General features: G+C 69.3%; 9 protein-coding genes. 3 read left to right on the forward strand and 6 right to left on the reverse strand.

Translation table 11 applies throughout. The features are described from left to right. Window positions 1-91 precede the first annotated feature (91 nt). Both MOX01_RS03065 and MOX01_RS03070 read left to right on the forward strand, forming a co-directional pair. Window positions 92-919 carry a Rossmann-fold NAD(P)-binding domain-containing protein gene (locus MOX01_RS03065; RefSeq protein WP_211368699.1) on the forward strand — a complete coding sequence of 276 codons (828 nt, stop codon included), beginning with the start codon at window positions 92-94 and terminating at the stop codon, window positions 917-919. Next, entirely contained in the window at window positions 916-1,785 is an 870-nt protein-coding gene (locus MOX01_RS03070) for an alpha/beta fold hydrolase (RefSeq protein ID WP_141368316.1), read from the forward strand. Before MOX01_RS03065 ends, MOX01_RS03070 begins: the two co-directional genes overlap by 4 nt. On the opposite strand, the gene MOX01_RS03075 is transcribed toward MOX01_RS03070, so the two are convergent. Both MOX01_RS03075 and MOX01_RS03080 read right to left on the reverse strand, forming a co-directional pair. Then, window positions 1,782-2,636 (reverse strand): helix-turn-helix transcriptional regulator, encoded by an 855-nt coding sequence (locus tag MOX01_RS03075; RefSeq protein WP_141368318.1) that lies wholly within the window; start codon window positions 2,634-2,636, stop codon window positions 1,782-1,784. The genes MOX01_RS03070 and MOX01_RS03075 overlap by 4 nt on opposite strands. Beyond that, window positions 2,633-4,576: a heavy metal translocating P-type ATPase gene (locus MOX01_RS03080; RefSeq protein ID WP_061018003.1), complete on the reverse strand. Its 1,944-nt coding sequence runs from the start codon at window positions 4,574-4,576 to the stop codon at window positions 2,633-2,635. Before MOX01_RS03080 ends, MOX01_RS03075 begins: the two co-directional genes overlap by 4 nt. A 166-nt stretch (window positions 4,577-4,742) precedes the next feature. Between MOX01_RS03080 and MOX01_RS03085 the strand changes: the two genes are divergently transcribed. Next, a complete protein-coding gene (locus tag MOX01_RS03085) occupies window positions 4,743-5,672 on the forward strand; it encodes an endo-beta-N-acetylglucosaminidase H (protein ID WP_230977788.1) in 930 nt (309 codons plus the stop codon). 16 nt (window positions 5,673-5,688) lie between these two features. Here the strand turns inward: MOX01_RS03085 and MOX01_RS03090 are convergent, their stop codons facing one another. The 4 genes from MOX01_RS03090 to MOX01_RS03105 are packed head-to-tail and all read right to left on the reverse strand — an operon-like array spanning window position 5,689 to window position 12,126. Continuing rightward, window positions 5,689-8,970, reverse strand: coding sequence for a glycoside hydrolase domain-containing protein (locus MOX01_RS03090; protein ID WP_141368320.1), 3,282 nt, complete (start codon window positions 8,968-8,970; stop codon window positions 5,689-5,691). Beyond that, complete coding sequence (locus MOX01_RS03095) at window positions 8,967-9,899, reverse strand: carbohydrate ABC transporter permease (RefSeq protein ID WP_113680770.1); 933 nt, start codon at window positions 9,897-9,899, stop codon at window positions 8,967-8,969. The genes MOX01_RS03090 and MOX01_RS03095 overlap by 4 nt, the downstream gene beginning before the upstream one ends. Beyond that, window positions 9,896-10,783, reverse strand: a complete 888-nt coding sequence (locus tag MOX01_RS03100) for a carbohydrate ABC transporter permease (RefSeq protein WP_058632343.1) — start codon at window positions 10,781-10,783, stop codon at window positions 9,896-9,898. Before MOX01_RS03100 ends, MOX01_RS03095 begins: the two co-directional genes overlap by 4 nt. A 41-nt stretch (window positions 10,784-10,824) precedes the next feature. After that, entirely contained in the window at window positions 10,825-12,126 is a 1,302-nt protein-coding gene (locus MOX01_RS03105; RefSeq protein WP_061018009.1) for an ABC transporter substrate-binding protein, read from the reverse strand. Window positions 12,127-12,180 lie beyond the last annotated feature (54 nt).

The following is a 12,180-nucleotide window of genomic DNA, read 5'->3' on the forward strand; positions in this document are numbered from 1 at the left end:
GGGCAACCTGCTCGACGGGCGAGAGCCGTGAACATGCACGCGAAGCGTCAGGCCATGGGCCGCGGTGGCGACGGCTTCGAGCATGGAAGGCATGACACTTCATGAAGAGGAAGGGGCCCCGGTCGTCGTACTCGGAGCCACCGGAACGACGGGCTCGCAGGTGGCGGATCTGCTGGAGGCCGCGGATGTGCGGGTGCGACGCGCCTCCCGCCGCTCGCCGTGGCGGTTCGACTGGGACGACGCGAGCACCTGGCGGTCGCTGTTCGACGGTGCCGGGGCGGTGTACGTGGTCCTCCCCGAGGATCCGATGGACCTCACCCCCTTCACACGGATGCTCGCCGACGCCGGCGTCGAGCGCGCCGTGGTGCTCACCGCACGAAACCCGGGGGTCAGCGGTGACGGCATCGCGTCCGGAGCGGAGGAGGTGTTCGGTGCCGCCGCGCCCGCTTCGACCTTCCTGCGCCCCTCATGGTTCGCGCAGGGCTTCACCACAGGTCTCTTCGCCGCTCAGCTGGATGCCACCGGCGAGCTGCGGCTGCCGGTGGGAGATGGGAGGGAGCCGTTCATCGATGCACGCGACATCTCCAGAGTCGCAGCGACGCTCCTGCGATCGCAGACGCCGGGCCCGTCGCACGTCGAGCTCTCCGGCCCGCAGTCGCTCTCGTTCGCCGAAGCCGTCGAGATCGTCGGGCGGCGCACCGGGCGTGCCCTGACCTTCGCCGACATCGGGGTCGACGAGTGGCGGGGATCCGTCGCGCCCTACCTGAAGCCGCGGATGGTGGATGCCCTCGCCAACCTGTTCGACGCGATCCGCGCCGGGCGCGATGATCATCTCTCCGACGGCGTCCACGATGTGCTCGGCGAACAGCCGCACTCGCTGGAGGCCGTGGTCGCCCGGGAAAGCGCGGTGGCGCGGTGACCGGCGAAGTGGCCACCGGGCCGATCCCCCGAGGGGTCAACAGGCGGATGGTGCTGGGCGCGGCGCTGGGGGTGACCGCCGCGGTCGCTGCCGGAGCGGGCGGGGCGATCGTCCCGTCCGGCAGTGCTTCCGCCTCCCGTTCCCGCGCCGACCTCGTGCTCATCCACGGCGGATCGCACGGCGGCTGGGCCTGGCGGCGCGTCGTCGACGAACTCGATCCTCGCCGGGGACGGATCCTCACGCCCACCCTGCCGGGAGTCGGCGATCGTGCACACCGTCTCGCGCCCGACATCCGCTTCCAGGACGGCGTGGACGACATCGTGGCGACGATCGATGCCGAGGAACTGCGTGACGTGGTGCTCGTCGGACACAGCATCGGTGGTGCCTATGTCTCCGCCGTCGCCGAGCGGATCTCCGATCGCCTCCGCGGCGCGGTGTACCTCGACGCGGTCGTCGTAGATCCCGGGGAGCGGATCCTCGACGTGCTCACCCCCGCGAGTCGGGCCGCGCTGCCGACCGTGGTCGCGCAGGCGGGTCAGGGGTACTACGTCCCCAAGCCGCAGGATCCGACGATGTTCGGGGTGACGCGTCGGAACGACGTCGAATGGCTCGACCGCAGGCTCACCGGGCACCCGTGGAGCAGTTGGAGCGACGTCGTACCGATCACCGGCCCGATACCCGATGTGCCCCTGCTCTACATCGACTGCACGGCCCCGCCGTTCGCCGATGTCGGCCCGTCGAAGGACCGTGTGCGTGCGCGGCCGGAGCGATGGTCCGTCACGAAGCTCGCGGCGGGACATGACGCCCTCGTCACGGCCCCTGCCGACGTCGCGCGTCTGATCCGGCGCTTCAGCGCGGGAGTCTAGCCCCGGACGCGGCTCGGCGCGGGATCCACGTAGTTGCGCGGACTCGCGCCGAAGCGGCGTTTGAACGCGGTGCTGAGCGCGAACTCGTCCGAATAGCCGAGCCGATCCGCGACGTCTTTCAACGGCATGTCGGGAGAGGCCTCGAGGAGTTCGAGCGCGTGCGCCATGCGCCACCGGGCGAGGTGCGACGACGGCGTCGCGCCGACGACCTCTCGGAAGAGCTTGGCGAACGCGGAGCGGGACATGTGGGCGTGCGCAGCCATGTCGGAGACCGTCCAGACCGTTCCGAGCTCGCTGTGCACCGCCTCGAGTGTGGCCCCGATCCTCGGATGCGCGACGCCGCCGATCCAGCCCGGTGGTGTCGGCGCCGTGTCGATCCAGGCGGCGACCGCCGCGCACACCGCGACTTCGGTGAGCTTGCAGAGCAGGCTGTCGACGACGGGATCGCGCCTGCCCTCGGCGTGCAGCAATGCGACCACGGAGGCCAGCAGCGGTGTGCTGTCGACCACGATCGTCCGGGGGAGCTCCTGCTCGAGGAGCGTGTAGACGTGTCCGCGACTCTTGAACGCGATCGCTTCGACACCGAAGACAGACCGCATCTCGGAGCTGCTCTCGGCCTGGATCTCGCGGGTCAGAGCGATGGCGTCTCCCTCGGCCGGGCACACCACGGCGAGCTGGTCCGAGCGGACGAGGTGGCGTCGTCCTCCGATATCGACGTGAAGGTCGTCGTGCTCCGGGATGACGAGGAGCTGCGGGGGTGCGCCATCGCTGGCGACCGGCGATCGATGGGCCTCGCAGCGCCGCGACGAGATCACTCTGATGCTCGAGAGGGCGCGATCCACCGAACTCACTCGACCCCCTCGCTGCGCGGCAGACGCCCCGTCACTCCATTCTCTCCCCGTGCCGGGGCGACGGCTCCGGGCTCCTCCTGCGCGGTCGGGCGCAGCCCGCTGGGTGGTCCGCTGAGCGCCCGCAGGGCGTAGAGGATGGTCGCGAGGTCGACGAGTTCCTGGACGAGCGCACCGACGACCGCCGGGATGACGCCGGTCATCGCGACGATCATGAGCCCGACGCTCAACCCGATGCCGATCCAGATCGCGGTCAGCGCGACCCGGAGCGTGTGGCGGCCGATCGAGACGGCGTCGACGACCTTCGCGAGCGAATCGACGAGGATCACGACGTCTGCGGCATCGCCGGCGGCAGTGGCTCCCTTCGCCCCCATCGCGATACCGATGTCTGCGGCTGCCAGCACGGGCGCGTCATTGACGCCGTCGCCCACCATGAGCACCGGGCGCGGCTGCATCTCGGCGGCGAGCCGCACCTTCTCGGGCGGCAGCAGCTCCGCGTGGATCTCATCGATGCCGAGCTGGCGTCCCACCGATTCCGCCGTCGAATCCACGTCGCCGGTGAGCATCGCGACGCGATCGACGTCGTGCAGCCGCAGCCACGAGATGACGGCGGACGCTTCGGGGCGGGCGGCATCGGCGAGCACGAGCACGCCGGCGAAGCGCCCGTCCACCGCCACGTAGGCCGCGGCTTCGCCGGGTTCGAGCTGCGCCCGGACGGTGTCGGGTGCGAGCGAGGCGACGTAGGCGGGCTTTCCGACCACGACGGTGCGCCCGGCGATCGTTGCGGCGACCCCGTTCGTGGCGGTCTCGCTGGCTTCCCGAGCCGCGTGCAGGACGAGCCCCCGCGCATCGGCGGCGCGCCGGATGCCGTCGGCCAGCACGTGCGAGGAGTACTGTTCCGCGGATGCGGCCAGCTGCAGGATCTCGTCGGCGTCGAAGCCCGCAGCGGGGCGGACCTCCACGAGCTCGGGGCGGCCCTGCGTGAGCGTCCCGGTCTTGTCGAACGCGGCGGAGCGCACCCGGGCGATCTGTTCGATCACGGCCCCGCTCTTCATGATCACCCCGGATTTCGCTGCCCGTGAGAGGCCGCCGAGGAATGCCACGGGCGCCGCGATGAGGAGGGGGCACGGCGTCGCCAGCACGAGCACCTCGGCAAAGCGCGTGGAGTCGCCGGAGATCGCCCATGCGGTGCCGGCGAGCACGAGCGACACGGCGGTGAACGGGATGGCGAAGCGGTCGGCGAGGCGGACGATCGGCGCGTGCGACGACTCGGCGGAGTGCACCAGCGCGACGATCTGCTGGTACTGGCTGTCGGCACCGGTGCGCAGTGCTCTGATGCGGACGGCGCGGCTTCCGTTGATCGCCCCGGACAGCACCTCCCCGCCCGCCTCGCGCGTGACCGGCATGCTCTCGCCCGTCAGCGAGGACTCGTCGAACGTCCCCGTGTCGGTCAGGAGCGTCGCATCCACCGGCACGATCTCGGAGGGGCGCACCAGCAGCACGTCGCCGACCGCGACATCGTCGATCGGCACGTCGCGAGCTTCGTCGGAATCGGGCGAGTCCGGGTGTACCAGAACATGGGCGATGCGAGGCGAGCGGTCCAGCAGCGCCGACAGATCCCGCTTGGCCCTGCGTCCGGCGAAGTCCTCTAGCGCCTCACCGCCGGAGAGCATCAGCACGATGATGAGCGCAGCGATGTACTCGCCGACCGCCAGCGTGGCGACCATCGCGACGACGGCCAGGATGTCGAGCCCGACGTGTCCGTGCAGCACGTCGCGTACCATGCCGACCAGTGTCCAGACCACGACGGCCGACACGTACACCGTGGCGAGCCAGCGGCCGATCCCCGCTTCGTCCACCGCGTGCAGCACCCCCACCGCAGCGAAGACCAACACGGTGAGCGTGATCACGGGGTACCGCCACAGCGGTCGAAGCGCGCGCATGCGTCCAGCATCCCGGGAAAGCGGTATCGGCGCCAGTGCCCGTGCGAGGCACTGTTCATGACAGTGGCCGGCACTCTTTCGGCCACATCGCTTAAGCGATATAGTCGGCCGCGAGACGCACCGATGCGGCTCGATCTGGACACGACGACGAAGGAGACGAACTGTCATGAGTCAGCCGAAAGCCAGTAACCACCGTTTCCGTAGAGCACTTGCAGCCGCTGCGGCCCTCGCGCTCGCGGGGATGGGGGCGGTCGCCGGATCGACCGCGGCCGCTGCGGACGACACGGCCGCCGAGCCGAAGCTCGCTGTCTACGTGGAGGTCAACTCGAACGATTTAGCGAATGTCGCCGACTACACGCTCGCCGATTCGGGTCGGCCGGCCGTCGACCTGGCGATGATCTTCGCCGCCAACATCAACTACGACGGCGAGAAGGCCTACCTGCACTTCAACGAGCGCGTCACCGAGACGCTTCAGGATGCGCAGAACCAGATCCGACCGCTGCAGGCCCGCGGCACGAAGGTGCTGTTGTCCGTGCTGGGGAATCATCAGGGCGCCGGGTTCGCGAACTTCACGTCGTTCGCGGCCGCGGACGCCTTCGCCGCCCAGCTCGCCGACGCGGTCACGACCTACGGCCTCGACGGCATCGACTTCGACGACGAGTGGACGAACTACGGCGCGAACGGCACGCCGCAGCCCAACGCGCAGTCCTTCGGGTGGCTCGCCTCGGCGCTGCGTGATCGCCTCGGCCCTGACAAGATCATCACCCTGTACGCGATCGGCGAGACCTACACCGTGACGGACTTCACCCGGTTCGATCCCGCAGCGGTGATCGACCACGCCTGGAACCCCTACTACCCGTCCTACAACGCCCCCACGGTGCCGGGTCTCGAGGACAGGGCGCGCCTCGGCGCGGCCGCGATCGACCTGTCGAACGTGAGCTCCGCGACAGCCGCGGACTACGCCCAGCGCACGGTCTCCGACGGCTACGGCGTCTATGTGGCGTACAACCTGACCGCGACCGACCAGTCGGGGCTGCTCTCCGGGATCACGCAGGCGCTCAAGGGAGAGGCGACCGAGTACCGAGCGGCTCCGTGAGCGGCACGAGACCCGATCAGTCGAGATCGAAGAGCTCGATCTGACGGAGCGTGACCTCGGCTTCCGCCCGGACGCGGATCGCCGAGGTCACGACTCGTTCCGTGAACGTGAAGGGCGTCGTACGGTCGGCCGGGAGCTCGCAGACATGGGTCGTCCCGACGGTCTCCCACTCACCCGCAGTCGTCAGGTGCTCCCACAGCAGCGCGGAGGAGGAGGCCTCTGAGGTCGTGGTCACCGTGACGTCGCTGACACTCTGCGGCGAGGGGAACCGCCATCCGATCCAGTCCCCGGTGTGCAGGGTGCTCTCCTGCCGACCTTCGAGGGTGAGGCCCGCGCCATCGTCGAAGAGGTGCTCGGGGTTCGTGACCCCTGACGAGGCGAGGGGGTATCCGTCGCGCGACGTCAGATCCTGATGCCAGGGCACCGAGTGCTGCTGCGGACCCGCGACTTCCAGCGCCAGGAGGGGGTCGGTACCGAACCGCAGCTCGAGAACGGAGTCTCCGACCAGCGCATCGATCGGCAGGTCTGCCGACGTCAGGGTCACGCCGTCGAGTCGCGCCTCCTGCAGCACATGGGCGGACGGAGCGGAGCGTCGTGACCGGATCCGCAGCGTCGAGCCGTCGCCGCGAGCCACACGGATGTCGTCGAACAGCGGGGACCCGATCCGGAGTCGTCCCGAGGCGAGCTCCAGGGGATAGAGCCCGAGTGCGGCCCAGAGCCACCACGCGCTCATCTCGCCGTTGTCCTCGTCGCCCGGGTACCCCTGGCCGATGTGGGCGCCGGCGAACAGGCGCCTGGCGAGGTCGCGCACGACGGACGCGGTCTGCCACGGGCGGTCGGAGAACGCGTACATGAAGGGGATGTGGTGGGCGGGTTGGTTGGAGATCGCGCACATCCCCGACCGCAGGGCGCGTGCCTCCCGCTGCTCGTGGATCACGGTGCCGTATGCACCGCCGAAACGCTCGTCCGCGGTCTCGGGTTCGGCGAAGAGCGCGTCGAGATGGCGGCCGAGGCGTTCGGGGCCGCCGTGGAGGTCAGCCAGTCCGGCGCCGTCGTGCACGGCTCCGACCGACATGCCCCAGGCGTTCGTCTCGACGTTGTCTCCGCCCCAGGAGCGTGGGTCGAAGCCTCCTGCGAACTCGCCGAGGGAATCCCTGCCGCGGAAGAATCCGGTGTCCGGGTCGAACAGGGTGCGATACGACCGCGCGCGGTTCGCGAAGTAGCGGGCGAAGGATCGATAGCGGGCAGCATCCGATGCGGACTCGCACTCGGCGGCCAGCTGCGCGGCGAAGTGGCCGAGGGCGGCATCGCTCACCGCGTTCTCGATGCTCCAGCTCATGCCCTCGGGCACCTCCGAGGAGACGTACCCGGTGAACCGGCCGGTCGCGATCCCCTTGCGGCCACGGCGTGCGTCGGGCCCCGGCTCGCAGGCGTTCCGCCACCCGCTCTCGAAGGCGGCCGCACGGTCGAACCCGACGCCCCAGCGGGCGGCATCTCCGAAGATCTGGTCGCTGGAGGTGCCGACCATGCTGTCGACGTAGCCCGGGGCACTCCACCTCGCCATCCAGTCGCCCCGACGATACTGCTCGAGCTGCCCGTCGAGCAGCTCTCCCGCGAGGGCGGGGTCGAGCAGGGCGAGCGCCGGCCACTCGGTGCGATAGGTGTCCCAGTAGCCGTTGTTGACGACGAGCTCACCGTCGACGATCGGTGGGGTATCGCCCCAGGACGCACGCGCAGCGAACACGTCGGCGAACCGCCAGACGGGCACCTCCGCCGTTCCGACGTTCTCCGCGGCGCTGTTGGGGTACAGGTGCATCCGGTGGAGGGCGGCGGCGATCCGGGAGCGGTGCTCTTCGTCGGCGAGCGAGCGATAGGGGAGGTCGGCGTCCGCCAGCGGGGGGATCGTCACGCGCGACAGCAGCCGATCCCACTGGGCAGCGGTCGCATCGCGCAGCTCCTCGTAGGCGATCGACGCCGGCGCCTCGGTCTCCAGGGCACGTCGGGCCTGTTCCACGGAGAGGAAGGAGATGCCGATCCGCACCTCGAGTGAGCCCCGTCCGGAGACGTGGCCCGCGACCGCACCGCGTCCGTCATCATCGAGCGGACCGTGTGCGAAGGTTGGCCCGTCCCCACTGGCGTCCTGGTCGGGGTGCATCACCACTCCGGCGAAGAAGCAGCGGGGAGCGTTGCCCCACTCCTCGGAGCCTTCAGGGATCCAGCCCTCGAACCCCCCGGCGTCCGTCCAGGCGAGGCATCCTTCGTCGCTGAGCTGGTCGATGACGAAGCCGATGCGGGCGTCGGCGTCGGAGCTGCACACGCGGAACGCGCCGGTGTGGGCGGTCGTCGTCAGCTGGACGCGCAGGCCATCGCCGAGCTCTGCCGCGTACTCGTGCGGCCGCGCCCGTTCGGTGCCCGGTGTGATCCAGCGCCGTCGCCCTGCACGGCTCGATGTCGGGTCTCCGAGGAAGGGCATCAGCTGCAGCACGGAACGGTCGCCGAGCCAGGGGCTGGGCTGATGCGAGAACTGCAGGGCCTCGAGTCGTCGCCCCTGCGGGTCGTCGTGCACGAACGGGCGATACGGCCAGCGCGAATCCTCCGCATCGGTCGCCGGCGTGACGAACGTGAACCCGTGGGGCACGGCGACCGCCGGGATGGTGTTGCCGCGGGAGAATCGTGCACCCGAGTGCGAGCCGCGGCGGGTGTCGACGCGTTCCGCGGGTGCGAGGTCGGCCGGCGTCGGCACCCTCTCCTCGACCATGAGCTGCACGAAGCCCGTGCAGCGCGAGGGGAGGTCCGCGGCATCGGCACGGGAAGCATCGGCAGGGGAAGCATCGGCAGGGGAAGCATCGGCAGGCAGAGCCGCGGTGCCGAACACGACCTCGACCATCCCCGCGCGACCGGCGAAGGGAGCGAGGGCGACGGTGTCGGCGTTCCATTGCTCCGGCAGGCTCCACCGGGCGTCGAACTGCGCCTGCGCGGTGACCGGGAAGTCGTAGCGGTCCCGCACGGCCGCGTCGTCGCTCAGCCGCGAGCCGTCGGCGAAGCGCACATCGACCGTCACAGCGAGTGAGGCGTGCGGTGCCAGCGTCGCCGCCGGCCCGTCCGCGTAGAACGCCCAGTGCAGCACGGTGTCCTGGGTGATCTCGACAGCGGGGAGATCCGGAACGTCGAGCCGCTGCTCGCCGGCGGACGGATCGAACGAGAAGGCGAAGACCGGAGCCCGGAGCACGCCGCTGCGGGGGCGGGAAGACGGGGGATCGGCCGGGCCGTCCGCCGGGATGAGGTGCACGCTGCTCACCCCTTGATCGCGCCTTCCTGCACGCCCTTGAAGAAGAACCGCTGCGTGAACGAGAACATGATCACGATGGGGACGAGGGCGATCATGGTGCCGGCCGCGATCAGACGCGGGTCGACCGAGAAGCTGCTGTTGAGGTAGGCCATGCCGACCGTCAGCGTGTACTTCGCGGGATCGGAGAGCACGATCAACGGCCAGAGGTAGTCGTCCCAGGCGCCGATGAAGGCGAAGATCGCCACCACCGAGACCATGCCGCGGATGTTCGGCCACACGATGTGGCGGATGCGCTGCCACGTGGTCGCGCCGTCGACGGTGGCCGCGTCGAGCACGTCCTTCGGGATCATGCGGCACGCGGTGGCGACCAGCAGCACGTTCATGGCGCTGATCGCTCCGGGCAGGAACACTCCCCACAGGGTGTCGGCGAGGCCGAGCGCACGGATCGTGAGGAAGTTGCTCGTCACGGTCACCTCGCCGGGGAACAGCAGGGTCGACAGCAGGATGCCCATCACGATCCACTTGCCGCGGAACTTCATGCAGGCGAGCGCATAGCCGGCGAATGTGGCCAGGATCACGTTGCTGATCACGGTGCCGACGGAGACGAGCAGCGAGTGCCACGCATACAGGTACACGGGCACGACGTCGGCGACCCTGGTGTAGTTCTGCAGGGTCGGCTCGCGCGGGATCAGCTCCGGGGGGAAGGAGTAGATGTTCTCGGTCGCGCCCTTGAACGAGGTCGACAGCTGCCACACGAACGGTCCGATGACCAGGAAGAGCACGAGCACCAGCAAGGCGTATCGGCCGATCAGCCCGCCGAGAGTCGGCTTGCTGAAGTCGCCGGAGCCGCGGTGCCGGAAGATGCGCTCGCGCGCGGGAGCGGGAGCGTCCTGCGGCTTCTCATCGCGTTCGGGCGCGGTGATCGTCTGAGCGGTCATGCGGGAGCCTTCGCCTTCTTCTCGCGGTTCATGAACGCGATCGCCGCGAGCGGTATGAGCGTCAGGAGGAACAGGGCGACGCTGATCGCAGAGGCGTAGCCGATGTTGCCGTTCAGGCCGGAGCCGACCTGGCGGATGAGCATCACGAGCGACATGTCGTAGCCGCCGGGGCCGCCCGTGCTCTTGGACAGCACGTCGAGCTCGGCGAACACGCGCATGGCCGAGACGGCGATCAGCACCGCGATGAGGAGCATCGCGCCGCGGACCGACGGGATCGTCACCGAGAGGAAGCGGCGGAACGACCCGGCGCCGTCGAGCATCGCGGCCTCGTGCAGTTCCTTCCCGACGTTCCCGAGGGCAGCGAGGTACACGACCATGTAGTAGCCGAGTCCCTTCCACACCGTGAGCAGGATGGCGCACCCGAGCAGCAGCCAGCGGTCGACGAGGAAGGGCATCGGCTTGTCGATCAGGCCGAGGAAGTCGAGCGTCTGGTTGATGATGCCGCGGCTGTCGAACAGCCATGTCCAGATGAGGGCGACCACCACGACCGAGGCGATCACGGGGAAGTAGAACGTGGTGCGGAAGAACGAGATGCCCGGCAGCTTCTTCTGCACGAGGAGGGCGAGCAGCAGCGGCAGGATCGTGAGCAGGGGCACGCACACCACCACGTAGATGAGACACGTGGTGAGGGCGTTCCAGAACATCTCGTCGCCGAACATGCGCTCGTAGTTGGCTCCACCGACGAAGCCGGGCGTGCGCAACGGCCTGGCGTCGGTGAAGCTGAGGAAGACCGTGTTCAGGAAGGGCCAGAGCGCGAACACCAGCACCCAGATCACGGCGGGGGCGATGAGCAGCCACGGTGTGTACCACTTGTGGGATCTCATCGTCTTCCTCCGGCTCCTGGTGCCGGTGTCCGCGCGCATGCTCACTGGTCCACGCGGTTGGCGTTGGCGTACTCGACGATCTTGTCGAGCTGGGCCTTCGGGTCCGCTTCGCCGTTGACGGCGAGGGCGATCTGCTGGGTCATGTAGGTGGCCATGTCGGACGTCCACTGGAACGGCAGGGCCTTGGCATCCTTCATCGCACCGAACACGGTGTCGATCGCGGCGAGCTGCTTCTCGTCGGTGACGGTCGAGGCGATGCTGTCGACGACCTGGTCTCCACCTTCGGCCGTGCCCGGCGCGGTGCCGACGGCCAGCGACGAGAACGCGACCTGGTTCTCCTGGTTCGTCGCGAACTCCGCGAACGCGAGCGCGGCTTCCTTGTTGTCGGAGTCGGCCGAGACGTTCAGTCCCTGCACGTACAGGGGTGCGACCCCGAGGCGGGGCGTTGCGACCGTGTTCTCGAGCAGTGCCGGGGCGTCCTTCTGCAGGTCGGTCGTGAACCCGGTGCCGCCGGTCGTGAAGGCGACCTTCTCCTGGATGTACGCCTCGGCGTTCCCGCCGTAGTCGCCCGTGAGGGCCTCGGCGGGCATGGCGCCCGCGGCGTAGGCGTCGGCGTACTTCTGGATGATCGCCGCAGCCTCGTCGGTGTTGAAGTCGAACTCGCCCTTGTCGTCGATGACCTCCATGCCGGCGGCCGTGAACGTGTCGAGCGCCGGGATGGAGGAGAGCAGCTGCACCTTGCCGCCAGACTCCGTCGCCACGTCTTCCGCGAGGGTGAGGAGCTCGTCGACCGTGGTCGGCAGGTTCTGCTCGGTCACCCCGAACGGCGCGAGCTGCGCGAGGTTCCACCACGAGGCGTCGCTGGAGAGGTACCAGGGGAGGCCGTAGGTTCCCTCGACACCGGGGTAGGCGCTGTACGCCTCCCATGCGCCGGTGTTGTAGGTCGACTTCAGATCGGGATCCGCGGTCTCCAGGTCGACGAGCTTGCCTGCCGCGACGAGCGGGTAGGCGATGTCCGGCGGCAGGTTCAGCACATCGGGCAGGGTGTCGGCGTTCGCCTGGCTCAGGATCTTCTCCTGGTAGCCGTCGCCCGGCTGGTCGAGCCACTCCACCGTGACGTCGGGGTGCTCCTTCTCGAACGCGGCGATGAGGTCTTCGAAGTACGGGGTGAACTTCTCGTTCTTGAGCGACCAGGTCTGGAACTGGATCTTCCCGCTCAGCTCGCCCGATGTGTCGATGGGGCCGGAAGCACCGGAGGATGCGCCGCCTCCCGTGCAACTCGTCAGCGCCAGAACGCCGATGGTGAATGCTGCCAGAGCGACAATGCGTGTGGGAACTTTCATCGTGCTTCTTCCTCGAGGCGGGCGAATCCGCGCGGCAGTCCGATCGGGGACTAC

The sequence above is a fragment of the Microbacterium oxydans genome, assembly GCF_006540085.1.
GTDB classification, from domain to species: Bacteria; Actinomycetota; Actinomycetes; order Actinomycetales; family Microbacteriaceae; genus Microbacterium; species Microbacterium oxydans.

Excerpts from the sequence above, each read along its gene's own strand:
- MOX01_RS03100 (WP_058632343.1), bottom strand. The coding sequence starts at position 10,783 with ATGAGATCCCACAAGTGGTACACACCGTGGCTGCTCATCGCCCCCGCC.
- MOX01_RS03080 (WP_061018003.1), bottom strand. The coding sequence starts at position 4,576 with ATGCGCGCGCTTCGACCGCTGTGGCGGTACCCCGTGATCACGCTCACC.
- MOX01_RS03085 (WP_230977788.1), top strand. The coding sequence starts at position 4,743 with ATGAGTCAGCCGAAAGCCAGTAACCACCGTTTCCGTAGAGCACTTGCA.
- MOX01_RS03065 (WP_211368699.1), top strand. The coding sequence starts at position 92 with ATGACACTTCATGAAGAGGAAGGGGCCCCGGTCGTCGTACTCGGAGCC.
- MOX01_RS03105 (WP_061018009.1), bottom strand. The coding sequence starts at position 12,126 with ATGAAAGTTCCCACACGCATTGTCGCTCTGGCAGCATTCACCATCGGC.
- MOX01_RS03095 (WP_113680770.1), bottom strand. The coding sequence starts at position 9,899 with ATGACCGCTCAGACGATCACCGCGCCCGAACGCGATGAGAAGCCGCAG.